The following is a 24,092-nucleotide window of genomic DNA, read 5'->3' as shown; positions in this document are numbered from 1 at the left end:
CCTCCTTCTCGTTTACATGATTATTGCGCAGATGGCTTTTGATGCAAGCGGACAAATTCTTGATACAGCTCATTCGTTTGCAAAAGTTGTTCATGCGTTCCTGTTCCATCTACTTTTCCTTCATTAATGAGAATGATTTGATCAGCATCTTTTACATTGGACAAATCATGCGAAATGATAACAGCAGTGCATTGCGACGCTAATTTATCAATCGCTTCTTGTACGAATTTTTCTGCTTTACTATCTAAACTCGCGGTCGCTTCATCCAATAGAAGAATTTCAGCATCCCGCAAAAATGCTCTCGCAATCGCGATTCGTTGCCGTTGTCCTCCAGACAAGTTGGAACCCGCTTCTCCTACATACGTATCAAAACCAAACTCCAATTCTTCAATGAATTGCAGGGCATTTGCTTTCTCAGCCGCTTCAACAATTTCTTTGTCGCTCACTTTACGTTTGACACCATACAACATATTTTCTCGCACAGTTCCTGAAATCATCGAACTGTCTTGGTCAACAACAGAAAACAGATTACGCCAGCTATGAAGTGTGTATTCTGAAACAGGCGTTTCACCAACTTGTATGGAACCTTTTTGAGGGGAGTAAAATTGTTGCAACAATGCCAACACTGTTGATTTACCACTACCACTCGGTCCAACAATTGCCGTCTTTTTACCTTTAGGAATGGTAAAATTCAGTTCAGTAAAAACCTCTTTTTCCCCATAGCCAAACGCGACGTCAGTAAATGTGATATCACCTGTAAGCTTATCCGTTGGAATACCATGGTCGTACTCTTCCAGCTCATTATCCATAAGTTGTGCAATTCGTGTCGTAGCCCCTTGGCTATTTTTCAGTTCAATATACACCATGAAGTAGACACCAATCGTTCCGGAAAGCATGCCGACATACAAGAAAAATCCAACCCATTCTGTCATTTCAATCATGCCAGCTTTTAGTAGATAGACACCATAGCCAATCACAATTAAGTTTTGAAGAATCCCTAAAACTCCATTTACCGGGTTTTCAATCCAATTGACAATTGAGCGTTTTAAGTTTGCTTTATAGTAATACTGTAAATTTTGTTGTCCACGCAAATCCTCTTTTGATTCTGTGACAAATGTTTTAATTAACGGTACACTCATTAGCAATTCTGATAAAAACGATGTTAGCTTCGAAAGTCTGTTAAATGTCATTCGATTGACGCGATAGCTCCACTTTCCGTAATAAACCGTAAACAGGATATTAATCGGTATGTAAAGTAAAACTGCAACGGACAATCGCCAATCATATGTAAACAAAACTGCAATGACACCAACTGTCGTGTAAACGGTTGCCAAAGTGGACGGCAACCATGTGCCAAGCACTGAACTGATTGTCGCTGAATCTGTTGTGATCCGGCTAATCATCTCAGTTGGTTTTACATTGTCGAACATGCCCATTGGGGATTTCATGAGACGTCTCCAAATTAACGAACGGTAACGGACGTCAATTTTGAAGTTCAGCAAGTTATTCATATACCGGACGACTCCCCCCATGATCGTCCCTAATACGATAACTGCTACTGCCCCATACACTACATCAGGTTCAATAACCCCAGTCATTATTTTTGATGAATACCCTGGTAGCATAAGCGTTAGTTGTGCTTGCCCGATCCAAACGGCAATGACGATTAGCATCCATACCCATGGAATTTTCGCTTTAAAGATTAGTTTAAAATAAGATTTCCAAATTCCGCGTTCTTCATCTTGACCTTTCGCAAAGATTGCATCTGTTTTATCAGATTTCGATACCATTTCGGTCCCTCCTTAAAGTACATTCCTATGTATAAAAACGTTTTGCCACATCTACTTATTTTACTTTTCTGTTAATTTATTAGATAAAGAACTGGAAAGAACTCGTAAAGGGGAGCACGAGTCCCTTCCTTGCTAAGCTAGCATTCAATTTTTGAAATGAATGCGACGAATAATTCGCGATCCATGTTCCCTAAACTTGCGATTGGCGGTTTGCCTGGAACAAATAGCATGGTCGTCGGAAATCCGATGACATCATATTTTTTTAATAGCTCGTTCGTTCCACTAAACACATCTTCTATCTCTACATGATAGTTTTTAAAGGCGATTTTTCCCTTATACTCCTCGGCCAATTTCAAACAAACTGGCTCCATGACCGTCCAAGGTTCACAGTCGTCAATTGAGAAGAGTAGAACAACAGGCAAATCGCACTGAAGTACCTCTTTTTCAAAGTTCTCAGGTGTCACATTTGTAAACACTGTCATGAGGACCCTCCATTTAGTAATGACTTACATTCGCTCAATTTCATATGTCGATGTACTAATTTTTAGATTATAGGCAATTAGGCGATTCTACAATAGCAGTTGCACATATCATCCAATCTTGTGCACATACGGTACATTTTTATGTTTATTGCAATTTGAATAAAAGGCGTATGAAAAAATTCTTTACTTCACTACATAATGCAGGCGCATCGCAACGTTACACTCTTTAACAGTTTTCTCTTTCTCGTCTCATTTCGCAACATAGAAATCTTGGACCGCTTCTCCATTTCAGTCATCAAGCCAACCAATAGCATGTCCTTTTTAGGGCAAGTACATAGAAATTGGAGCAAAAATACCAAAATGCAAATAAGGCCACTATCTACATACGGTAGCGACTTTCCCATACTTCTCCACCTTATTTTTTCCCACTTTTTACTTGTATTTTCAAAAAAACATTCGTGGTAAATTGAGATGTACTAAATTATAAGTTTGATTAGTAACAGGAGGAAAAGTAAATGTTTAAGAGTTTTAAGAAGTTTTTTGTTACTAGCTTAGTAGCAATTTTGGCTTTATCTGCCATTGCCCCCTCCGCATCAGCCGCGGAACACCAATTTACCGATGTAAATTCAAATTATGATGAGGCCGTAAGTTTCTTATTTGAATTTGATTTAATCAAAGGGAAAACAACTACTTCGTTTGGTACAGATTTAAACCTAACTAGAGGAGATGCTGCGGTCATCTTAGCAAACGTGCTTGGACTAGATGTGGAAAATGCACCTTCCGCTGGTTTTAAAGATTTAAACTCACGTGTCAAAGGTGCAGTAAACGCACTAACAGAAGCAAAAATTATTTCTGGAGTTACGAAAGACGAGTTCCGTCCGGATCTTCTACTAAGCCGTGGAGCGATGGCCAAATTCTTGAACCTTGGATTCGGTTTAGAAAATTATGCTGAAACAACACCTTTTACAGATGCAGTAGGGGTATTCACACCTCATATTGAAGCTTTATATGGTACAGGAATCACAAACGGGAAGACGCCAACTACATTTGGTACGAATGATAATATCAAACGTGGTGAGTTCGCTAACCTTCTTTACAACACCATCTTGTTTTCCATCTATTTGCCATTTGCTGAATCAGCAACTATTTTGAGTCCAACAACTTTAGAGATTAAAATGGAAGAAGCGGCACCTAAAGAATTAACTGCTGCTGACATTGCTGATATGTTCTACATCGAAGCGTATTTTAAAGATGGTTCAGTAAAGGAATTAGAAAAAGTTGATAGCTCTCTATCTGCAGATCGTATTACATTGACGATTGAATTTTCTGTTAACAGTTCTTTGGAAGGGAAAAAAGGCAAAATTGAAATTGATGGAATAAATGAAATCGATTTTGACTTTACAACACCAGCTATGCAACCAGTAGAAACTGAATAAAAAATGAAACTCATCCTCCGAAAGATCTAGGGGATGAGTTTTCTTGTTTTCGGTCATGAAATTCATGACAAGATGTACGATTTGAACGCCAATGTACATCGCCTCACAAATTTTCATCACCTTTCATAAATTAACCGTTAGTTAGCATGAATAGCTGTCACATAAAAGAGCCCGCCATTTATAATTTCAATTACTATTTTCGGACTATATTGCTCCTCCATTGCTTTTTTCTCTACTTCGTAGCTTTCAGGGCGATGTTCTACACCTTCATAAAAATACTCAAGCACCCGTTGATCCTTCTTCCAACGATTAGTTGCTTCGTCAATCCATTGATGATCATCCTGCTTGATTAAATCAATAATCATTCCTTCGAGACGGCCTAATGCACGAAGTGGCTTAATCGTATACGGCAAGTTGAATGTATGCGCAGACATTTCTACATCGAATTCCCTGTTCTCTACACTTTCTTGAAAACCATCAATTATTTGTCCTGTCATTAAGTTCATTCCTAACGAAAAAAGGGTTTCTTTCGTTTGGTCGCTGGCGTATGTAACTTTAAAATTCACGCCTAGCCATGGTGTTAAAATTGTTTTTGTCCTGTCGTTAACCCGAACTTTCTCAAAGAGATGTACAATCGAACCTTGCTGCTTAGTCACATTGAATACTTGATTGAGCCGATAGGAACCGAAATGAACAACTTCCCCTCGTACATCTTCACGTACATTTGTCGTATCCGTAATAAATGTGAGTTGTGCTGGACAAGGGACTGCACCCGTTGTCTCAACATATTGCCAGTAAAATGGACGATTCATCATTTTTTTATCCATTTCAATTGTCAATTGAACACGCATAAAATTCCCCGCATCCTCGGTAATCACACATTGGTTTTCTTGGAAAAATCGATGCAAGTATGCATGGATTTGCTGAGGGTACATGGAGAGCCTCCGTTTCAAATGGATAGTTTGTATGAAGTAAGAATTGCATCTAATTCTCCTACAACTTTTTCGAACACGTCAATTTTCGTATGCAATAAGTCTACAATATGATCATCAATTGTATCCTGAATTGCTAAGTTATAAATATGGACATCATTCGCCTGTCCCAACCGATGAACACGGCCAATACGTTGTTCCAATTTCATCGGATTCCACGGCAAGTCGTAGTTAATGACGTATCGGCAAAATTGCAAGTTGATGCCTTCACTTCCTGATTCCGTAGCAATCAACACTTGGGCATTCTGTTGAAACAGCTGTTTCATCCAGTCCCGTTTACTTTTACTGAACTTCCCGTTGAATAAAACACTCGTAATCCCTTTTTCATATAAATAAGCTTGCAAGAAATTTTGCGTCGCTCGGTATTCAGTAAAAATGATCACTTTATCATTTGCTTGTTGAATGAGTTCAAACGTCTTTTCTGCTTTCGCATGTAATTGAAGAGCTGCTAGCTTTTCAACAATTTGATCGATTGCTTGCAAGTCTTCATGGCGTGTACATTTTTCACGCATTTTCATTAACGTGTATTGAACGGCTTCCTTACTACTACACATTTCTCGTTGGAGTGTAATAATTGAAAAGGCGTCAGAGAACAAAGATGAATTCGTCTTTAAGTGCGTAATCATACTGTAAATGTCTTTTTCGATGTCCGAAAACGTTATTGGAATAATGGCAACATGTCGGTCTGGCCACGCAATCCCTGTTGCCTCTCTTGTATTTCGCACCATCACCTGATTGACCAATTCTTTTAAGAACTCTTCATGCTCTACATCATGTTTGCTTGCTGAAAAAGCGGTTCGAAATGTTTCATAATTCCCCAGGTGGCCAGGTTTCAATAACGTGATTAAATAGAACAGTTCAAACACATCATTTTGAATAGGGGTAGCTGTTAATAGCAAGCAAAACTTTTTCTTTAGTTGTTGAACAAATTCATAATTCTTTGTTTGATGATTTTTTAATTTATGTGCTTCATCAACAATGATTAAATCAAAGTTTTGTTCATAAATCTTTTCTTTATGTGGACTCCTTTTTGCCATATCAATACTAGTGACAACAATATCACATAAGCTTAAGTCATATTTTTTATTGTATTGCATAGCTGGGATATGAAATTTCCGATTCAATTCATCAATCCATTGGTTTACAAGTGACGCAGGCGCTAATATAAGTGCTTTTTTCACAAGTCCCCGCACTAAGTACTCTTTTAAAATGAGACCGGCTTCAATTGTCTTCCCAAGTCCGACTTCATCTGCCAAAATCGCTTTTCCATTCATCCGTTCGATAACGGTTTCAGCTACTTCCAATTGATGTTTAAACGGTTGTAGATGTGGCAAGAATTTTGGACATTGCAAACCATGAAAGTCCTTTATTAGCGATGTTTTAACAACATTATATGCCATTTTGTATAGGGTCCAGCTATCTGATTTTGCTCCATTCACCAACCGTTCACTAAACTGATCTTTCCATTCAGACGATCGTACAATTAACATAAACATCCCCTCAGCAATTGTTATCATTTGTCCACTAACGATTTCACTTAGAATGTCCACAAATACTGTTCCTATGTTTTATTTTTAAAATCGCTATAAGAAATTGTTGTATTTATGCATAAGTAATTACCTACCACTCGCACACACTACAACGTGTACCCATTACAGTAGAAAGGTGGCGCAAAACATTGTCTAGAATTTTACCGACACCCGACGACTCCGCAAATGACGTGGAACGGTTGAAGAAAACCATTGATAATAAGCGGAAAGCGGAAGAGGCGATGAAATACGCAGAAGGTGCTGAGCTTGCTGCGATTCAAGAAAAGAACGAGCGTAGAGAAGAAGCAATGAAGAACTTCGGTAAATATTAGGTAAGTTGCAACAGTGAATTCACACCTTCCATTATGTAGAAATGGAAGGTTTTTTTACTTAAATTAATAAAAATATTGAGAATAATTATGTATTTATGAATTATATTTATTCCTTAAATAGGAATTAAAAAATATTTTCAAACCGCTAAACACTATTAAATCAACGTTTTTAATTATCTTTGATGAAAATAAATATTTATAGATGTTTTAAAAAATGTCTAGCGGCTATACAGTGGATGTAAGATCAAAACTACTAAACAAGGAGAGATTTGTATTATGGCACAAAACAACAACAATCAAAACAACCGTAGCAAAATGTCCCTTGAAGAAGCAGGTCGCAAAGGTGGAGAAGTAACAGCTCAAAACCATGATCGCGGATTTTACGAAGAGATCGGCCGCAAAGGCGGAGAAGCAACTGCACAAAATCATGACAGTAGTTTTTACGAAGAAATCGGTAAAAAAGGTGGCGAGGCAACTGCCCAAAACCATGATCGTTCGTTCTATGAAGAGATTGGTCAAAAAGGCGGAGAAGCTCGCGCGGAACAGAACAATAACTATAATTCCAATAACAACAACTCTAACAGAAATTCCTAAAACAGTTTAGCTAATCCCCCTACTAAACTGAATATTGGAGACAGGTAAAAGCGACAGTATTGTAGCTTTCACCTGTCTCTTTTTAGTCTATTGTTAGCCACTTGTGAATTTTTGTACTAAGTGATACCAATTGCATTTCAACAAGAAAATCATTATACTACAATTATACTTTGAAAACCAAAACTGTTTATTTAGTTTTATTGCATAGGAGGAGGATACATGAAAGCTCGAATTATGAAAGCTTTCCTGGAGGAAATTCATGAGAAAAGCATGAAGTTCACAATGGATGATTTGGCAAAACGGCTCGGGATTAGTAAACGGACATTATACGAGCATTTTTCGTCTAAAACTGAAATTCTTGACGCGATCATTGATTCAACACTACAGGAATTTGACGAGAAAACAGCTGCAATCGTTCAGGACCCCCACTTGACGCTCATTGAAAAGATAAAATGCGCCATTACAGTTGTTCCAAAATACAATGACTTTTACAATTGGCAAATTCTTGAGCAAATGAAAAAGTCACATCCTGCCCAATGGCAACGCGTCCATACCGCAATTAATGAATGGGATGCATTGCGGGAGTTAATTGAAGAAGGCATTCGACAAGGAGAAATTGTCGACCAAAATGTGCCTCTCCTCATGAAGTTGATCATTGACGCAACGAATTCGACGCTTGACCGACAATTTTTCTTTGAAAATCGTATTACCGTTTCAGAAGCTTTGGATGCTATAGTGGATGTGCTGCTAAACGGTATCATTAGAAAGAACGTGTAGTAAAAGACCGACGAAATGAGCGGTTTTTTTTGCCGCCATAGGAAACCAATAAAACAAAATTAGTTTTATCGTTTCAACATTATATAGAAAGTGAGATGGAATTATGGACCTCCGCATATGCGAGGTTACCGCTGAAAATTGGATGCAAATCGCTTCCTTATCAGTGAATGACAATCAGAAAGATTTTATTGAAAGCAATTTGTTTTCATTGGCACAATCAAAATTTGAACCGGAATGGCAGTCTGTCGGCTTATATGATGGTCAAAAACTTGTTGGGTATGCAATGCATGGAAGGGATCGGGTAAATGGTGAGGTATGGTTAGACCGTTTCATGATTGACCAGTCGTGCCAAGGTCAAGGCTATGCAAAACGATTCCTTATGCTTCTTCTTGAGGAAATGAAAAGAAGTTATCAACCAGAAGTGATTTTTCTTAGCGTCTCTCCTGGAAACGAAAAGGCGAAACATGTATATGAGCAACTAGGCTTTACGTTAAACGGAAAAATTGACGATGTCGGGGAATTCCCTTGTCTCATCATGGAACTAGTCATACAAAGGAGCACGACAACATGAGCACGACCTCAAACAAACTGAATCGACTGGATACTGAACCAGTTGGTCGGATATTTTTACGCTATTTAATTCCTTCCATGATTGGAATGGCGTTAATGGCGGCGAATATTGTCGCGGATGGCATTATGGTTGGGAATCGATTAGGTGCAGAAGCACTTGCAGGTGTAGGTATCGCATCTCCCGTCTACACGCTCTTTTTTGCCATTTCGTTATGGATTGGGATTGGCGCTGCGACAAAATATTCTCATGCAATGGGTGAAAAGAAAATTCGAGAAAGCCGTATTGTCTTTACACATGCTCTGCTCTCCATTTTTGTCTTTACAATTGTTATTGGGTTGTTAGCATTTACTTTCCGAAATCCCCTTGCATTTGCACTTGGGGCAAATGCTTCAACGCTTCCGTATGTCGCCGATTATTTACACGTCATTTTGCTGTTCGGTTTTATATTCACGGTTGAAAACACTTTTAGCGTGTTCATCAGAAACGATGGTGCACCAACTCTGGCCATGACAGGGTTAGTCGTCACTTCTGTCGTCAACATCGTGCTGAATTACATCTTTTTATATGTATTCGATTTTGGTGTCAGTGGAGCTGCATTTGCAACAATTCTTGCATCGTTTTTAGGAATGCTCGTTTTGGCTACGCAATTTTTCAGAAAATCGAATAACTTGAAACTCGTACGATGTGCGTTCAATAAAAAGCTATTTGTAGCTATTATCGTAATTGGTTTTCCAAGCTTTCTAGCCGAAGTCGGCATTTCGGTTTTCACCATTTCTCATAATATCGCCTTTGAACGGGCGGCCGGAACAGAAGGTGTCGCCGCCTTCTCCATATTGAACTATGTTCACGGCGTCATGCTCATGCTCTTTCTTGGAATGGGCGGAGCAATTCAGCCGCTCATCAGTTATTACCATGGAGCTGAAAACGTCAAACGAATGCGTTCGACAGTCCTCTATGCTACAGCAACTGTCATTGTTGCAGGCATTGTATTTTTCTCTATTGGTCAATTTGCCGCAGAACCAATCGTTTCGATTTTTGGTGACTTCCCTGAAGCAGTCACTTCGCTTGCTGTCACGGGCATCCAATTATTTTTCATTGCCTATCTATTTACGGGCACAAACTTCGTTATGATGACTTATTACCAATCCGTCGGCAATGTCCGTATTGCAACTATGATGACCGCATCACGAGAAATCATCGTAATGCTCATCTTCCTTCTCATATTGCCGCCCCTCTTTGGACTCAACGGCATATGGCTGGCTATCCCTGCATCAGAATTCCTCGTTTTTACGAGCGTATTCATCTATCAAATGACCACAGGCAGGAAGAAATAACTAATTTTAAGGTGCCAGTCCCCAAAACAATTCAGAATTATTTCAGGGACTGGCACCGTATTATCGTAACTTTAGGGTGGTTTTTAAGGATGGATGCTGGAAATTGTTCGTCGATTGCACCGTGTAAGAGACGTTTGTATGCATCGTTTTTGGATGGACCTGAGATAAGCAAGAGGATTTCCTTGCTTTCCATAATGGTTCCAATGCCCATTGATATCGCCTTTTTTGGAACTTCGTCAAGTGAATTGAAGAAAAGTTGATTGGCTTCCCTTGTCGATGGGGTCAAGTCAACAACATGTGTTCTGGAAGAAAAAGAAGTTCCAGGCTCATTAAAACCAATATGCCCATTTTTCCCTATCCCAAGAACTTGCAAATCAATACCCCCAGCTTGTTGTATGCGTTCTTCGTATTTTTGAGCTTCTATAAGATGATCAACGGCATCTCCTTTTGGGATATGTGTTTGTTCTTTTCGTAGATTGATCTTACTAAACAAGTTTTTGTCCATATATGTGTGGTAGCTTTGTTCATGCGTCTCAGCTAAGCCGATGTATTCATCCAAATTAAATGTGGTCACTTCCTTATAAGAAGTCCTGTTATGAACATGATCTTGAACGAGCTTTTCGTATAATCCACTTGGTGTACTTCCCGTCGCAAGTCCGAGCACTGTAGTAGGATGCTCTCGTACCTTTTGAATAATGATTTGCGCTGCCAATTGACTCATTTCTTCGTATGTTTCTAGCTCAATGATTTTCATGGCACTCTCCTTTTGCAGTATAAGCAAGCAGTCCCCGACAAAACGTCATAACTACCTGATTGCTTTCATTTAGTATGACAATATCTGCATCCTTCCCAATCGCAAGGCTTCCTTTTCGATCAAAAACATTCACTTGTCTCGCAGGGTTTTCTGAAGCCATCATAATAGCATCCGCTAAGCTACAACCTGTATACGTCATCATATTCTTCACAGCGTTCACCATTTTGAGTACACTTCCTGCTAACGCACCATCTTCTAACATAGCTGTTTCACCAGTCACTGTTACTTGCTGTCCGCCCAAGTCGTATACGCCATCCCCTAAATATTTTGCACGCATCGCATCCGTTATTAAGATTAGCCCTTCTTTCCCTTTCTGTTTGAAAGTGAGTTGCACCATTTCAGGTCTTACATGAATACCATCTACGATGATTTCCGCTCGCATTTCATCGAATAAGAATGCTGCTCCAACTGTTCCGGGTTCCCGATGATGCAGTCCCCTCATTTGGTTAAAGAGATGTGTTACACATGTCGCACCTACCTCCACAGCAGCACGAACTTCTTCATAAGTTGCATCCGAATGACCGATGGAAGTGTTCACACCGTGGCGAGTTAATAGCTCTACGACAGGCAGCCCACCTGTTTGTTCGGGTGCTAATGTCACTTGTTTAATATGACCACCGGCAAGCGATAACCACTCCTTCAGTTGATGCCAATCATGAGGGCGTATGTGTTCCAGCGGTTGGGCTCCAGCTCGTTCAGGATTAATGAATGGACCTTCCAAATGTATACCTACTATTTCAGCTTGACCTTCTCGTTGAGTACCCTCTATAAAATCCTTTACATTGACCAACGCTTTTTCAATATGTTCGTTTGATGAAGTGATTGTTGTCGCCAAAAAGCTTGTCGTTCCTTCTGACGGTAGTACATTTGCAATCGTTTCTAACGCTTCTACCGTGGCATCCATTGTATCTGCATCTGCCGCACCGTGAATATGAATATCTATAAATCCAGGTATAATTTTATCATTCGACATAAGTTCAAACACTTGGTAACGGTTATCGTGAAAACTTTCATCCCATATACCTAAATCAACAATTTTATCCCCTTCAACCTTTACGTAGCCATTTGCTTCAAATTCTCCGTTTACATATAGCTGCGCACCCTTCAACAAGATCTTATTGTCTTTTACAGTCATCTTTTCTATCCTTTCTCATCTCACAGTCTACAAAAAAACACAGTCGTCAAATGGACAATGACCTGTGTCTGGATAAACTCTACTCGTGCAAATGTTAACGGATTCAGCTGACTCACATTACACCTTCAACGATTCTTATAAAAATTGATTGGAAATCTCTTTCGCAACAGCTATTTTTTCGCTCGATAACTCTTTCATCGGTTGACGGCAATACCCAGCGTCCACACCTTTATCTTTTAAGATTTCTTTTAATGTCTGATACAACCCGTTGTCTAGAACAGCTGTTATCAAGTCATTTGTAACATGTTGAATTGCTCTCGCTTCCTCGATTTTCCCTTGCTGGGCAAGTTCAAAAATTTGCCTAGCTCTCTTTCCATTCACATTGAATGTGCTTCCGATCGCTCCGTCTACACCAAGGACTGTCGCAGATAAAAGCATTTCATCAAAACCTGCATAAATCAGTTTATCGGGGAATGTCTTGCGCATTCTTTCCAATAAATAAAAGTCGCCTGCTGTAAATTTCACACCGATGATTTTTTCATTTTCAAATAGTTCTTCAAACTGACTCAAACTCATGTTGACGCCTGTCAAAAACGGGATGGAGTAGATGATCATTTTATTATCAACGGCATTGATAATACTGTTGTAATATTGTTTAATCTCTTCAAAATCAAATTTATAGTAAAACGGCGTAACAGCCGACAGCGCATCATACCCTAAATCGGTTGCATATTTTGCAAGTTCAATCGCTTCCTTTACATTCACTGAACCTACTTGGGCAATCAATTGCACTTGATCCTTTACTTCATCTTTTGTGATTCGGAAAATCTCTTTTTTCTCTTCTGTAGAGATCATGAAATTTTCTCCGGTACTCCCGTTAACATACAATCCGTCAACTTTATTGACATCCACATTATAGCGGATGATTTCACGTAACCCTTTTTCGTTAATGTTGCCATCTTGGTCGTAAGATACCATTAGTGCAGTAAATAAACCCTTCAAGATGCCTCTCCCCCTACTCCATTAATTTCAGTTCTGCTATTTTTCCGACAAAACGTTTTGTAATCTCCATTGGTCGCGTAATGGCCGATCCAATAATACAACCGTGTGCACCTGCCATCATTGCTTGTTCAACATCCTCAAGCGTCCAATATCCACCTTCTGCCATAACGGGTGTAGGCAATTGATCACTTAGGGACTTAACTAGTTCAGTATTTGGCAAGGCGACGTTTTTCGTGTAATCGGTGTAGCCACAAAGTGTCGTAGCAATCAAATCAACCCCTAGTTCACTTGCTTTTTTTCCTTCTTCAAATGTAGATATGTCCGCCATGATCAACACGTCAGGATACGTATTTCTAATGTCCACATAGAATTCTTCAAGCGATTGGCCATTTGGTCTTTCCCGATTTGTTCCGTCAATTGCAACAATCTCTGCACCTGCCTCAACAACTTCTTGCACTTCCTTCATCGTGGCAGTAATATAGATTGGACTATCCGGGTAATCCTTTTTCACGATTCCAATGACCGGAAGTTCAACTTCTTGTCGAATGGCAGTAATATCTTCAAATCCATTTGCCCTTATACCAACAGCCCCACCACGTTTTGCTGCAAGAGCCATTTTGGACATGATAAATGAACTGTGTAACGGCTCGTCTGCTAAAGCTTGACAAGAAACAACCAGGCCTCCTCTAAGTTCTTCTATCAGTTTGTAATTGTCCATCTGCTAACTCCCTTACAACGAATATTTCACTCCATTTGTTAATACAGTTTGCTGGAGGTATTTTCTGAAATCTTCATCTTAATTGATTTTGCTTCTTCCACATTTTTCATTGCCAATCCTGTACATACAAGGTCAATTAGGTATAACTGCGATATTTTCGATACGAGCGACCCGCTATCTAACGGACTTTCCTTTGCGGAAGATAACAGTACGACATCTGCAAATTTTGTTAGCGGTGATTTTGCATAACTTGTCAATGCAATAATTGTCGCGCCATTTTCTTTTGCTGCTCTTACTGCATCTACGATATCTTTTGTACTCCCTGTCAAACTAATTGCCACAACAACCGTATTGTTGGTCATCGAAGCTGCACGCATCACTTGGAAATGAGAATCCGTAATGACCTCAACATTTTTCCCAATACGCATTAGACGATTGTGCATGTCCAAGCCAGCAATGCCCGAAGAACCAATACCAAACAACACAACATCATTTGAACTTGCAATCCGTTCAATCGCTTCATCTAACGATTTTTTACTTACAATCTCTGATGAATCGGAAATTGCTTGGATTGCACTGTTTTTAATCTTACCAATATACGTATCTCCACTGTTGTCTTGAGAAGCGGAAGACACTTCTTGTGCAAACAGTAATTTAAACTCCTGAAACCCTTTTAACTGCAGCTTGCGAAAGAATCGTAAAATTGTCGCCTCTGCCACTTCACACGCCTCTGATAACTCCGTCAATGAGCAATAAAGAACTTGATCGGGATGCTCTTGTATATAGTCATAAATCTTCAATTCAGACTTCGTAAAAGTAGGTTTATATTGTTCCATCAGAATAGAAGGTTTGCGTGCATTTCCATTCTCAAAATAACTTGTAGACATGTTCAATACTCCCCCTCATTCGAATTTGAACTGAAAGAAATTTTGTGCCGCCCCTAATAACTGGGCACGATTTCCTTGTTCTGCAAGCTTTATCTGTACATTCCTCGCATGACTCATCATGAGTTTAGGATAAAGTGCATCCTTAATCGCTTCTAGAAAACGATCCCCTTGTTCAGAGATGCCACCGCCGATAACGACCAACTGTGGATCTAAAAAGTGAATAATTGATTTCAAACCGATGGTCAGATCGTCTAACCATCTCTCATATACTTGTAAACTTTGTGCATCTTTTGCATGAACCCTTTGAAAAAATTCCGTTAAGGAGAGAGGTTCATTCAACCTATCAGATACAAGCATTTGTAGTGCCCGACTCGAAGCATATTGTTCATAGCATCCATTCATTCCACAAGAACAGGGCTTGCCATTTGGATAGAGGTTCATGTGTCCAATTTCACCAGCAGAGTATGCACTTCCTGTATAGACTTTACCGTTTAATGAAATCGCTCCGCCAATACCAGTACCTAACGTGATGCAAATAAAATTATCAATCCCTTGAGCGGCTCCTTTCCAATGCTCTCCAATCGCTGCACAATTTGCATCGTTTTCAACAACTACTGGCAAATTCAAGTGTTCGGCAATCATTTCTTGCACGTGTAAACCTGTGTACGCTGGTATATTATCGGAGGCATAAATTACCCTGCCTCGGTCATCGACTTGTCCAGCAGTACTGACAGATACACCAACAATCGGCCAATCCTTCTGTAGCTCTTTAGCAGTCGCGATGACATTTCGAACAACTTGTAAGCCGCCTAAATGAGCATGTGTATGTAAAGAGGAGGAAAATAGGATTTCCCCCTGTTCATCTACTACACCATATTTTATTGATGTGCCTCCAATATCGAAAACAGCTATCAGCATATAACTTCTCCTCTACATGTTTCCTTTATTTACTCAGTAAGTTTGGTAGAAATAGAACGATTTGCGGAAACAGTGTAATGAGTACCAAACAGACTAGTAATGGAACGATAAACGGAATTACACCACGCGTAATGACCGAAACGGGTATGTTTCCTACTCTCGAAACCACAAACAGAGCCATCCCCATCGGAGGGGTTAGGATGCCGATCATTAAGTTTAAGATGACGATAATGCCAAAATGGATTGGATCAATACCCGCTGTCAGTATGACGGGTATTAATATAGGGACGAGCAAGATTAATAATGCTAACGATTCGATGAACATCCCTAAAAAGATTAGCAACAGATTAATGAGCAACAAAAGCATGAGCGGATTGTCCGATATAGATAAGAAGAAATTTGCAACCGTTATTGCCACTTGTTCATGCACAATCATTTGGCCAAAAAATTCAACACCTATAATCATTAATACGGCAACACCTGTTAGCTTCATGGAATCTACTACGTTAAGGAAGAACTTCTTTAATGTCAGTTCTTTATACACAAAAAACCCTAAGAACATTGCATACAATGTCGCAATAACTGCTGCTTCAGTCGGTGTGAATTGCCCTGAAAAAATACCACCAATAATAATAACTGGTGTCAGCAACGCCCAAATGGCCCGTTTAAAATAAAACCATCTTTCTTTCGCTGTCGCTTTAGGCGCTTTTGCATAGCCTCTCTTTTTTGCAAAGGTATACGCAACAACCATCAACGAAAATGTCATGAGCAGTCCGGGCAAAACACCTGCTAAAAACAACTTTGTAATGGATTGATCGGAAATAACCCCATAAATAATTAGCGGGATACTCGGTGGAATAATCGGTCCGATAATGGCTGAAGCTGCTGTCAAACCACCGGAATAGTCATCATCGTATTTCTCATCTCTCATCGACTTGATTTCTAATTGACCTAATCCTCCAGCGTCCGCTAACGCCGAACCAGACATTCCTGAAAACATCAAACTTGCTAAGATGTTTACATGCCCAAGTCCACCGGTAAAATGGCCAACGAGGGATTTTGCAAAAGCAAAAATGCGTTGTGTAATGCCTGAAGAATTCATTAGTGTACCTGTTAGGATAAAAAACGGAACCGCTAATAACGCAAAACTATCGATACTGTCAATAAGTCTAGCTCCAGAAAAGAATACTAACGACCAATCCGTGACGACGAAATAAGCGAGTGCAGCAACGATTAGTGTGAAACCTACCGGCATTCCTAAAAACAATAGGAGGAGCCAGCCAATGAATATGAATAATACACTCACTTACTTCACCTCGTTTTTGTTTCTAATTTCTTGGATATTCCGTTCAAGTAAACGATATAACATCAGGACGGACAATAGCGGTAATGCCATATACATGTACGCATAGGATATACCGAGCGAAACGATTTGGACAGGTACTTTACGCATTGCCATTTCGTATCCGATGTAGCCCATTGCGATTATGACAATCGCAATGGTCGCTTGAAATAAATAGTTAATAATCGTTTGGATACGTTTTGGGAATTTCTTCACAAAATAATCAATGAACACATGACCATTTTCTTTAATACCAATGGAAACGGATAAGTAACCGACATACACAAAGATAAATTTTGCAAGTCCTTCTGACCAAGTTAGTGGGTTGTCTACTACTTGACGAGAGAAGATTTGTAATGCCAAAACGACTAACATAATGATGAAAAGAATTCCGCCAACGATCTCTTCCAAGTTACGCATAAACTTTTTCATTCTTTTCACCTAATTTTTTATTTATTTGCATCTTGGATTTGTTGTAAGTACTGTTCTCCCTCATCACCGATGGCTTTTAAGTAATTCGGGTATGCTTCTGCAACAGCTTTTTTGAATGGCTCTAAATCCGGTTTCGTTACAGTAACGCCTGCATCTTCAAACTTCGAGACCAATGTTTCTTCTTCATCCATGAAAAGGCTTGTGTGATATTCCGCTGCTTCTTCAATGCCTTTTTCTAAAATGCTTTGTAAGTCTTCCGGTAGACTTTCCCATTTTTTATTGCTCATCACATAGTTTGCATCGTTCACTACATGGTTCGTCAACGCTAAATATTCCTGCACTTCGTAGAACTTCTGGGCGTTAATTGTAGATAAAGGATTTTCCTGTGCATCTACCGCATTCGTTTGTAAAGCTAAATACACTTCCGTGAAAGCCATTGGCGTTGGAGAGGCTCCCGTGTATTTCGCATAGTCCAGCAATGTATCCACTTCAGGCACGCGCAATTTTAGCCCTTTCATATCTTCCAACGATTCAATTGCACGGTTGGAAGTCGTTTGACGCGTTCCATTATATGCAGTCTTCATAATTTTCCAGTTGTAATTTGTAAGGAGTTCTTCATGCAAATCTTTTCCGTACTCTGTTTCATAAACTGCTTGAAGTGCATGGTCAAAATCATCAACAATATACGGTAAATTCATTAACGACGCGCGTGGTACCCAAGTTCCGAATCGTCCAGTTTCAGCAAAAGTAAGATCCAGGCTACCTGCTTGAACTTGCTCCAGCATCGCTCGATCATCCCCTAACTGAGAATTCGGGAACAACTTAATCGTCAAACGTCCATCACTTTCTTTGTCAACATACTCTGCTAATTTTTCAGCAGCTTTGTACTCATTTTGCTGATTGCCTGCTACCATTCCAAACTTCAATTCATAAGATTCCTTGGCATCCCCTTTACTTGTGCTACCCGAATCCCCTTCATCCGAACAAGCAGCGAGTCCTAACAGCAGTACGAGTGATGCCCCAAATTTTGCAAGTCCCTTTTTCATCTTCTCTTCCCCTCACCTTTACATGTATTGTTTGTTACGTGAAACAACTAGTCTGTCTTACGAATGAAACAAGTAGCTCGCCTCGTCATCTCCCTCCATTGAAAACGTTTTCAAATTTCATTAATCTGATTCTACTAAACTGATAGTTTACTGTCAATATTATTTTAATTTATGACGTTTAACTTTCAAAAAGAACGGTGCCAGTCCCCAAAACAATTCCGAATTGTTTTGGGGACTGGCACCTTTTTGATCTGTAACCTGCTGTTCATTCTCCGTTCATGTTGGAGGATTACTATAAAGACAACAAAAGATTACGGAGGCGATGTTCATGAAGTTAGCTTGGAAGGAAATGAAAAAAAGTAAATCAAAATTCCTTATTCTCGGCTCAATTATTTTCTTAGTAAGTTTTTTAACATTCATCATCTCAGGACTTGCGAACGGGCTATCGCAAGACAACGCAGCGCTCATTAAAGACCTACCGAGCGGCCACTTTTACTTAGATGAAGCTGCCGATGGTACGTATAATTTATCTAAAATTGATGAAGACGTGCAGGCAAACGTACTTAAAGAACATCCAGAGGCGACTGCATTTTCCATTCAAATGGGATTTGTCAACGATGCGGAAGATAAACAACATAGTGTTGCTTTCGTTACATCGACTGATTCGGATTTGTTTGAGGGCGTGAAAGACGGAGAAATTGTCCTCGATCGCTCACTTGAAAAAGAAGGTATTCATGTTGGAGATGTATTGACGAATAATCAATTTAACGGCTCATTTACTGTTGCTAGGTTTGTCGATCAAAAGAAATATAGTCATGCCCCTGTCGCTTATATTCATATGACAAACTATCAAGAAATGTATCGTGTCATGGAAATGCAGACGTTGTTTATTCCCGGTCAAGATGCACCAGTAATTAATGGCCTTGATTCATTTACGAATAAAGGGTTCTTGAACACGATTCCAAGCTATAACGCAGAGCAAATGTCATTGAACATGATTATTTGGTTTCTTGTCATCATTAGCGGAATGCTCTTTGCAATTTTCTTCTATATGATGAATGTCCAGAAGATTGGCTTATACGGGATTCTAAAAGCAATCGGCATGAAAACCATCTCACTGTTTCAAATGATCTGGTATCAAATGCTTGCGATTACAGCCGTTGCATTGCTACTTTCCATTGTTTTCAGCCAAGGATTCAATTTGTTAGCGCCGGAAGGAATGCCTTTTGCGTTGACTGTGGACACCATACTCATCTTGTCAGCTGTATTTTTAGTTGTCGGGTTCATAGGCGCGACAATATCAGGCTTGCAAATTAAAAAGATCGAACCACTTCAAGCGATTCAACAAGGAGAGATGTAAAATGTCAGCATTCAAAATTGAAGACGTTACGAAGTCCTTTCCAAACGGTGAAATTGAAGAGAAAGTTTTAAAAGGGGTCAGTTTAGCATTGCAGGAAGGTGAAATTACAGCTCTTGTCGGTCCTTCTGGTTCTGGCAAGTCCACGATTTTGACAATTGCAGCTGGCTTGCAAAAAGCGTCAGGCGGCCAAATTTTGTTTGAAGGCAAAGATTTGACAACGATGAGCCAAGAGGACATCCGTAAAATACGGTCCAGCGAATTCGGTTTCGTCTTTCAAGCATCACACCTCGTGCCTTTCTTGACTGTCGAAGAACAATTGGAACTGATGCTCGACGTATCTGAAATGAAGATGGAGAGAAAACAACAAAAGGAAGAGATTGTTAACATTCTTAAACTCGTTGGCATGGAGCATCGAAAAGACGCCTATCCCCCTTCGTTATCCGGTGGGGAAAAACAACGCGTTGCCATCGCACGTGCCTTCATCCACAAACCGAAAATCTTATTTGCCGATGAACCGACTGCAAGCTTAGATACGAAGCGTAAAAAAGAAGTGATGGAGCTAATCAAGCAACTCACTACATCACTCGGCTTAACAACACTCATGGTCACACACGATGACGAAATGCTCCCATACGCAAACCGCATGATCACAATGCGCGACGGCAAAATCGAATAATAAATGTGGTGCCAGTCCCCAAAACAATTCCGAATTGTTCGGGGGACTGGCACCTTTTTTCTGTTTGCTTATTTAGCGTTTTCGTCAGGTTGATGGATACCGAAAATATTGCCTTCCGTGTCTACATAATAGCCTTGCCACGCCATACCAGGCAATGCCCCTTTCGGTTTCGCCACTTTCCCGCCATTTTGGAGAATTTTTTCTTCTGTCTCATCATAGTGATCGATTCCTATTGTACAGGCGTAAGCATGGAATCCATTACTCAAATCTGGCTCCCCGCTTAATCGAAGCATCAATGCCCCATTTATGCCCGGTTCACTATCGTCGCCTGTGACAACACCGAAATACGGCATTCCTGCGTAATCGCTCCAGTCTTGAAATTCCCACCCAAAGACTTCTCCATAAAAAGCTTTTGCACGCTCCATGTCCGAAACATGGATTTCAAAATGAATGACTCTACCTATTTTCTACGCCTCCCTTGTTTTTTAGGTGCCAGTCCCCAACACAATTCTGAATTGTGCCGGGGACTGGCACTCAATTATTTCTGAACTCGATTCTTTTGAGTTCATCTTCCAGTTGCAGTGTGTGCAGTATTTCACGGATGAGTTGTAAGATTTTATCGTCATAATCTGGTGCGAGGATATACCAATAAGAAGCATCACGGACGAAAGCTAGTTTTTCTGTCACATTGGCACCTTCAAGAAAAGCCCGCATGCTTGCAAGTTCCTGCTCATCTTGACTCCGGTTCGGATTGAACGTGTAGCGCTTTTCTGCTACTTCATCCTGATAAGCAACAACGCCTAACCCATCTATAGTTGGCAATGCAATTGCTTGTTGCCGCTCGTCCATTGCTTGTCTAATGCATGACGCAACGTCGACAGCTTCCTTTTGAAACGTCTCTCTTAACCGACTTCTTATCGGTTCCCGTACTCGATCAAATTCATCAGTAAGAAACTCTTCCATCTCGTTTGTGATTTTTTCTTCATCTGTACCTGGCCAAAAACGTTCAAGTAGTTCTACATGCGGAACAGAAGTCGCCATTTGTAAAAATTCATCCAGCGAACGCGCCATTAATCGAATGGGTGAATCATCAGTAGGCGTGACGCATACGATTGGTGCTTCTGCTAAATTGGAAATCCTTCCAAAGTCAGTTAGAAAGCCAAAATGTATGCCATCCCCACCTGTATTGGCAAATGGAATAACGTCAATCGGTGTAATTGCATACGCATATTGCGTCTCGATTGGGATCAAACCAATTAAATCTAATGTCATATTCTTCTTTCGCAATTCTTTTTCCAAACGCACTAGTTTTACTACATCTTCAGGAATTTTTAGAGCACCATATTCATCCGCAAGCATCTTCCATATCCCCCTCTTCCCGTCTACAATACAATTCTCCAACCGTTCTTCAAAATCCTTCTATGCTTTGATAAAACAAATTAGTATATCTGGATTGCTAGTAAAGACTTTTGTATACTAAAAAAAGAAATGATTTAATTATCAAATAAAAAGGAGTGACATCCATGGAACTTGGTGCATTTTCAATTAGTTTAACTGTAAAAGACCTCAACAGATCAATCGTTTTTTACGAAAAATTAGGATTTCAAGCTATGGGCGGAGACGCTACAGGTGGTTGGATTATCTTAAAGAACGGCAGTTGCATCATTGGTTTGTTTCAAGGAATGTTTGAAAAGAATATGCTCACCTTCAATCCAGGTTGGAATGAAAATGCAGAAAATCTTGATACGTTTACAGACATAAGAGCATTACAAAATGATCTTAAATCTAAAGGCATTACCTTCATCGCAGAAGCCGACGAATCCACTTCCGGCCCTGCACACTTCATGATTGAAGACCCAGACGGAAACCCCATACTCGTCGACCAACATCGATAAAACGGGTACCAGTCCCCGACACAATTCAGAATTGTGTCGGGGACTGGCACCGTTGTAGTTTTAAAATATATTATATATAATGGAGAAAAAGAGATGGGAGTATTTGTATGACGACTTATCTTTCGTTGACGGATCATGTATACAATTACATTGTGGAGCAAATAAACAGTGGTACGCTGCAGTCTAACAAGAAAATTAATGAGAACGTCGTGAGTGAGGCTCTGAATGTCAGTAGGACACCTGTGAGAGAAGCACTCATACAACTTGCCTCGGAAGGTTTGCTAGAGAATGTTCCGAGAAAAGGTTTTTTTATTAAAAGTCTTTCGAAAGAAGAAGCAATGGAAACGTATTTTATTATTGGTGCATTAGATGGATTGGCTGCTTCCCTTTCAACCCCATTGCTAAAGGAGAAGCACCTGAAAGAGATGGAATTTTATATTGAAAGCATTGATTTAGCAATTAACACAGGCAACTTTGCAATGTATCACAAAATGCAGGAGGCCTTTCATCATGTGTATTTATCTCTCTGTCCCAATCAGAGTCTCGTAAATCTATTACTGAAATTAGAAAAGAAATTCTTGAAAAACTTTGAGTGGATGGAAGACCATGAGTGGACTGCAATTAAACTAACTGAAACGAACAATGAACATCGCCACATGTTAGAATTGTTTCGCACGGGTAAGACATCAGAGTTGGAAGTGTTTATGAAAGAAGTACATTGGAATCCTGAAAAAGCGGCACTTTTACCTTTATAAAATAGGCAATCACCAAAAAATTCTGTTCTGAACAGAATTTTTTTATTGAAATCAATCAAATATAATGTACAATATACAATATATTTAAAAGTAAGTATTATTATGCGATACAAAATGATTTGGATTGTATGGAGGTTCTCTATCTTGAATTGTCAAAATTATGAATTAGCACAACGTTTACGTCACGACTTGCATCAGCACCCTGAACTTTCTAACGAAGAAGTATGGACCAAACAGTATTTAATAGACTTTTTGAAAACGCATACATCAAACCTTGAGATCGTCGACAGAGGAAATTGGTTTTACACGATTTACCGTGCAGGTGAAAACAAGCCGAATATCGCATTTCGCGCGGATTTTGATGCGCTTCCAATGGACGAAGTGATTGATCTCCCTTGGGCTTCTAAATTCCCGGGAAAAGCGCATAAATGTGGACATGATGGACACTCTGCAACTTTGGCAGCGTTTGCACTTGAAGTCGACCAAAACGGAGCAGACAAAAATATCTTTTGCCTCTTCCAACCTGCAGAAGAAACAGGAGATGGCGCAATCCAGTGTGTAGATTTCATTCATGAACATAGCATCGATGAAATTTTTGCTTATCATAATATGAGTGGGCTTCCTTACAAATCAGTTGCTATTATTGACGGCACAGCATTGTGTGCATCTAAAGGAATGACAATCCATATGGAAGGTTCTCCAGCACATGCCAGCCAACCTGAACATGGAGTAAATCCTTCTCTTGCTATTGCCAATATTGTTCGAGAAATCCCTTCGTTCATTTCACCGGCAAACAATGAAGGCCTTGTGCTCTGTACAGTTGTTCAAATTGACGTTGGTGAACCTGCTTTTGGACTCTCCGCTTCTAAAGGTGCACTTCGCATGACGATTCGTGCGCTTTACGAGAAGGAATTAGACCGACTACAAGACAACTTGGAAAACTTTGCAAAAACACAAGCAGAAGAATTTGGTCTTACTGTACGGTTCGACTATAACGATGAATTCCCAGAAACAGTTAACCATAAAGAAAGTGCAGACAAAATTCGCACCGTGGCGACTAACAAAGGGATGGATGTTGTGGAACTACAAGAAGCTTTCCGCGGATCGGAAGACTTTGGCCACTTTACGAAATTAACAAAAGGTGCCTATTGCTTCATCGGAAACGGAGAAGAGTACCCGAATGTCCATACAAGCGAGTATGATTTCCGTGATGAACTAATTGAATCAGGTGTTGAACTTTTTAAAGGATTAGCAGAAATGTAAGGGATCAACCAA

The 24,092-nt window shown here is 39.8% G+C and carries 26 protein-coding genes; 11 read left to right on the top strand and 15 right to left on the bottom strand.

Going from position 1 to position 24,092, the window contains the following annotated elements:
• Positions 1-20 precede the first annotated feature (20 nt).
• Together ACVHUV_RS06680 and ACVHUV_RS06675 are read right to left on the bottom strand one after the other, a co-directional pair.
• Positions 21-1,790, bottom strand: a complete 1,770-nt coding sequence (locus tag ACVHUV_RS06680; RefSeq protein WP_462086513.1) for an ABC transporter ATP-binding protein — start codon at positions 1,788-1,790, stop codon at positions 21-23.
• A gap of 137 nt (positions 1,791-1,927) precedes the next feature.
• Entirely contained in the window at positions 1,928-2,272 is a 345-nt protein-coding gene (locus tag ACVHUV_RS06675; protein ID WP_371390586.1) for a thioredoxin family protein, read from the bottom strand.
• Between the two features lie 515 nt (positions 2,273-2,787).
• Here ACVHUV_RS06675 and ACVHUV_RS06670 point away from each other — a divergent pair.
• Positions 2,788-3,708, top strand: coding sequence for an S-layer homology domain-containing protein (locus ACVHUV_RS06670; RefSeq protein WP_462086512.1), 921 nt, complete (start codon positions 2,788-2,790; stop codon positions 3,706-3,708).
• 137 nt (positions 3,709-3,845) lie between these two features.
• Here ACVHUV_RS06670 and ACVHUV_RS06665 read toward each other — a convergent pair whose 3' ends face one another.
• Positions 3,846-4,643 carry a YqhG family protein gene (locus ACVHUV_RS06665; protein WP_462086511.1) on the bottom strand — a complete coding sequence of 266 codons (798 nt, stop codon included), beginning with the start codon at positions 4,641-4,643 and terminating at the stop codon, positions 3,846-3,848.
• A 14-nt stretch (positions 4,644-4,657) separates the two neighbouring features.
• Positions 4,658-6,196, bottom strand: a complete 1,539-nt coding sequence (locus tag ACVHUV_RS06660; RefSeq protein ID WP_371390653.1) for a DEAD/DEAH box helicase — start codon at positions 6,194-6,196, stop codon at positions 4,658-4,660.
• A gap of 182 nt (positions 6,197-6,378) precedes the next feature.
• Between ACVHUV_RS06660 and ACVHUV_RS06655 the strand changes: the two genes are divergently transcribed.
• The 5 genes from ACVHUV_RS06655 (at position 6,379) to ACVHUV_RS06635 (ending at position 9,837) form a co-directional block, all read left to right on the top strand.
• A complete protein-coding gene (locus ACVHUV_RS06655) occupies positions 6,379-6,561 on the top strand; it encodes a small, acid-soluble spore protein tlp (protein WP_317945540.1) in 183 nt (60 codons plus the stop codon).
• A 276-nt stretch (positions 6,562-6,837) separates the two neighbouring features.
• A complete protein-coding gene (locus ACVHUV_RS06650; protein ID WP_371390583.1) occupies positions 6,838-7,155 on the top strand; it encodes a general stress protein in 318 nt (105 codons plus the stop codon).
• A gap of 219 nt (positions 7,156-7,374) precedes the next feature.
• A complete protein-coding gene (locus tag ACVHUV_RS06645) occupies positions 7,375-7,932 on the top strand; it encodes a TetR/AcrR family transcriptional regulator (protein ID WP_462086510.1) in 558 nt (185 codons plus the stop codon).
• 103 nt (positions 7,933-8,035) lie between these two features.
• Positions 8,036-8,503, top strand: a complete 468-nt coding sequence (locus ACVHUV_RS06640) for a GNAT family N-acetyltransferase (protein WP_462086509.1) — start codon at positions 8,036-8,038, stop codon at positions 8,501-8,503.
• Positions 8,500-9,837: an MATE family efflux transporter gene (locus ACVHUV_RS06635; protein WP_462086508.1), complete on the top strand. Its 1,338-nt coding sequence runs from the start codon at positions 8,500-8,502 to the stop codon at positions 9,835-9,837. The genes ACVHUV_RS06640 and ACVHUV_RS06635 overlap by 4 nt, the downstream gene beginning before the upstream one ends.
• Positions 9,838-9,874: 37 nt before the next feature.
• On the opposite strand, the gene nagB is transcribed toward ACVHUV_RS06635, so the two are convergent.
• The 9 genes from nagB to ACVHUV_RS06590 all read right to left on the bottom strand — a co-directional run bounded on the left by nagB (position 9,875) and on the right by ACVHUV_RS06590 (position 18,131).
• Complete coding sequence (gene nagB / locus ACVHUV_RS06630; RefSeq protein WP_462086507.1) at positions 9,875-10,591, bottom strand: glucosamine-6-phosphate deaminase; 717 nt, start codon at positions 10,589-10,591, stop codon at positions 9,875-9,877.
• Positions 10,578-11,786 (bottom strand): N-acetylglucosamine-6-phosphate deacetylase, encoded by a 1,209-nt coding sequence (nagA, locus tag ACVHUV_RS06625; RefSeq protein ID WP_462086506.1) that lies wholly within the window; start codon positions 11,784-11,786, stop codon positions 10,578-10,580. Before nagA ends, nagB begins: the two co-directional genes overlap by 14 nt.
• Positions 11,787-11,921: 135 nt before the next feature.
• Positions 11,922-12,788, bottom strand: coding sequence for an N-acetylneuraminate lyase (locus tag ACVHUV_RS06620; RefSeq protein ID WP_462086505.1), 867 nt, complete (start codon positions 12,786-12,788; stop codon positions 11,922-11,924).
• A gap of 13 nt (positions 12,789-12,801) precedes the next feature.
• On the bottom strand, positions 12,802-13,506 hold the full coding sequence (locus tag ACVHUV_RS06615; protein WP_462086504.1) for an N-acetylmannosamine-6-phosphate 2-epimerase: 705 nt from the start codon (positions 13,504-13,506) through the stop codon (positions 12,802-12,804).
• Positions 13,507-13,544: 38 nt separating this feature from the next.
• Positions 13,545-14,393: a MurR/RpiR family transcriptional regulator gene (locus ACVHUV_RS06610; protein ID WP_462086503.1), complete on the bottom strand. Its 849-nt coding sequence runs from the start codon at positions 14,391-14,393 to the stop codon at positions 13,545-13,547.
• 15 nt (positions 14,394-14,408) lie between these two features.
• Positions 14,409-15,311 (bottom strand): ROK family protein, encoded by a 903-nt coding sequence (locus ACVHUV_RS06605; RefSeq protein ID WP_462086502.1) that lies wholly within the window; start codon positions 15,309-15,311, stop codon positions 14,409-14,411.
• Between the two features lie 25 nt (positions 15,312-15,336).
• Positions 15,337-16,617, bottom strand: a complete 1,281-nt coding sequence (locus ACVHUV_RS06600) for a TRAP transporter large permease (RefSeq protein ID WP_317945559.1) — start codon at positions 16,615-16,617, stop codon at positions 15,337-15,339.
• Positions 16,618-17,085, bottom strand: coding sequence for a TRAP transporter small permease (locus ACVHUV_RS06595; protein ID WP_462086501.1), 468 nt, complete (start codon positions 17,083-17,085; stop codon positions 16,618-16,620). It abuts the gene before it with no gap.
• Between the two features lie 17 nt (positions 17,086-17,102).
• Positions 17,103-18,131: a sialic acid TRAP transporter substrate-binding protein SiaP gene (locus ACVHUV_RS06590; RefSeq protein WP_462086500.1), complete on the bottom strand. Its 1,029-nt coding sequence runs from the start codon at positions 18,129-18,131 to the stop codon at positions 17,103-17,105.
• 328 nt (positions 18,132-18,459) lie between these two features.
• Here ACVHUV_RS06590 and ACVHUV_RS06585 point away from each other — a divergent pair, with 328 nt between their 5' ends.
• Together ACVHUV_RS06585 and ACVHUV_RS06580 are read left to right on the top strand one after the other, a co-directional pair.
• A complete protein-coding gene (locus ACVHUV_RS06585) occupies positions 18,460-19,491 on the top strand; it encodes an ABC transporter permease (RefSeq protein ID WP_462086499.1) in 1,032 nt (343 codons plus the stop codon).
• A 1-nt stretch (position 19,492) separates the two neighbouring features.
• On the top strand, positions 19,493-20,167 hold the full coding sequence (locus ACVHUV_RS06580) for an ABC transporter ATP-binding protein (protein WP_462086498.1): 675 nt from the start codon (positions 19,493-19,495) through the stop codon (positions 20,165-20,167).
• Between the two features lie 68 nt (positions 20,168-20,235).
• Here ACVHUV_RS06580 and ACVHUV_RS06575 read toward each other — a convergent pair whose 3' ends face one another.
• Entirely contained in the window at positions 20,236-20,631 is a 396-nt protein-coding gene (locus ACVHUV_RS06575; protein ID WP_317945567.1) for a VOC family protein, read from the bottom strand.
• A 70-nt stretch (positions 20,632-20,701) separates the two neighbouring features.
• Complete coding sequence (locus ACVHUV_RS06570; RefSeq protein ID WP_462086497.1) at positions 20,702-21,526, bottom strand: hypothetical protein; 825 nt, start codon at positions 21,524-21,526, stop codon at positions 20,702-20,704.
• Between the two features lie 164 nt (positions 21,527-21,690).
• Between ACVHUV_RS06570 and ACVHUV_RS06565 the strand changes: the two genes are divergently transcribed.
• The 3 genes from ACVHUV_RS06565 (at position 21,691) to ACVHUV_RS06555 (ending at position 24,080) form a co-directional block, all read left to right on the top strand.
• Positions 21,691-22,062 (top strand): VOC family protein, encoded by a 372-nt coding sequence (locus ACVHUV_RS06565; RefSeq protein ID WP_462086496.1) that lies wholly within the window; start codon positions 21,691-21,693, stop codon positions 22,060-22,062.
• A gap of 107 nt (positions 22,063-22,169) precedes the next feature.
• Complete coding sequence (locus ACVHUV_RS06560; protein WP_317945571.1) at positions 22,170-22,817, top strand: GntR family transcriptional regulator; 648 nt, start codon at positions 22,170-22,172, stop codon at positions 22,815-22,817.
• 144 nt (positions 22,818-22,961) lie between these two features.
• Entirely contained in the window at positions 22,962-24,080 is a 1,119-nt protein-coding gene (locus ACVHUV_RS06555; protein ID WP_462086495.1) for a M20 metallopeptidase family protein, read from the top strand.
• Positions 24,081-24,092: the final 12 nt, after the last annotated feature.

It is taken from the genome of Sporosarcina saromensis (assembly GCF_054901285.1).
This window is presented reverse-complemented; position numbering and strand designations above follow the sequence as displayed.

What these genes read in the sequence shown, in the direction of transcription:
- ACVHUV_RS06590 (WP_462086500.1), bottom strand. Translation starts at nt 18,131, where the DNA reads ATGAAAAAGGGACTTGCAAAATTTGGGGCATCACTCGTACTGCTGTTA.
- nagB (WP_462086507.1), bottom strand. Translation starts at nt 10,591, where the DNA reads ATGAAAATCATTGAGCTAGAAACATACGAAGAAATGAGTCAATTGGCA.
- ACVHUV_RS06650 (WP_371390583.1), top strand. Translation starts at nt 6,838, where the DNA reads ATGGCACAAAACAACAACAATCAAAACAACCGTAGCAAAATGTCCCTT.
- ACVHUV_RS06585 (WP_462086499.1), top strand. Translation starts at nt 18,460, where the DNA reads ATGAAGTTAGCTTGGAAGGAAATGAAAAAAAGTAAATCAAAATTCCTT.
- ACVHUV_RS06565 (WP_462086496.1), top strand. Translation starts at nt 21,691, where the DNA reads ATGGAACTTGGTGCATTTTCAATTAGTTTAACTGTAAAAGACCTCAAC.
- ACVHUV_RS06580 (WP_462086498.1), top strand. Translation starts at nt 19,493, where the DNA reads ATGTCAGCATTCAAAATTGAAGACGTTACGAAGTCCTTTCCAAACGGT.
- ACVHUV_RS06605 (WP_462086502.1), bottom strand. Translation starts at nt 15,311, where the DNA reads ATGCTGATAGCTGTTTTCGATATTGGAGGCACATCAATAAAATATGGT.
- ACVHUV_RS06665 (WP_462086511.1), bottom strand. Translation starts at nt 4,643, where the DNA reads ATGTACCCTCAGCAAATCCATGCATACTTGCATCGATTTTTCCAAGAA.
- ACVHUV_RS06635 (WP_462086508.1), top strand. Translation starts at nt 8,500, where the DNA reads ATGAGCACGACCTCAAACAAACTGAATCGACTGGATACTGAACCAGTT.
- ACVHUV_RS06645 (WP_462086510.1), top strand. Translation starts at nt 7,375, where the DNA reads ATGAAAGCTCGAATTATGAAAGCTTTCCTGGAGGAAATTCATGAGAAA.
- ACVHUV_RS06615 (WP_462086504.1), bottom strand. Translation starts at nt 13,506, where the DNA reads ATGGACAATTACAAACTGATAGAAGAACTTAGAGGAGGCCTGGTTGTT.
- ACVHUV_RS06675 (WP_371390586.1), bottom strand. Translation starts at nt 2,272, where the DNA reads ATGACAGTGTTTACAAATGTGACACCTGAGAACTTTGAAAAAGAGGTA.
- ACVHUV_RS06610 (WP_462086503.1), bottom strand. Translation starts at nt 14,393, where the DNA reads ATGTCTACAAGTTATTTTGAGAATGGAAATGCACGCAAACCTTCTATT.
- ACVHUV_RS06660 (WP_371390653.1), bottom strand. Translation starts at nt 6,196, where the DNA reads ATGTTTATGTTAATTGTACGATCGTCTGAATGGAAAGATCAGTTTAGT.
- ACVHUV_RS06670 (WP_462086512.1), top strand. Translation starts at nt 2,788, where the DNA reads ATGTTTAAGAGTTTTAAGAAGTTTTTTGTTACTAGCTTAGTAGCAATT.
- ACVHUV_RS06640 (WP_462086509.1), top strand. Translation starts at nt 8,036, where the DNA reads ATGGACCTCCGCATATGCGAGGTTACCGCTGAAAATTGGATGCAAATC.
- ACVHUV_RS06595 (WP_462086501.1), bottom strand. Translation starts at nt 17,085, where the DNA reads ATGAAAAAGTTTATGCGTAACTTGGAAGAGATCGTTGGCGGAATTCTT.
- ACVHUV_RS06560 (WP_317945571.1), top strand. Translation starts at nt 22,170, where the DNA reads ATGACGACTTATCTTTCGTTGACGGATCATGTATACAATTACATTGTG.
- ACVHUV_RS06680 (WP_462086513.1), bottom strand. Translation starts at nt 1,790, where the DNA reads ATGGTATCGAAATCTGATAAAACAGATGCAATCTTTGCGAAAGGTCAA.
- nagA (WP_462086506.1), bottom strand. Translation starts at nt 11,786, where the DNA reads ATGACTGTAAAAGACAATAAGATCTTGTTGAAGGGTGCGCAGCTATAT.
- ACVHUV_RS06570 (WP_462086497.1), bottom strand. Translation starts at nt 21,526, where the DNA reads ATGCTTGCGGATGAATATGGTGCTCTAAAAATTCCTGAAGATGTAGTA.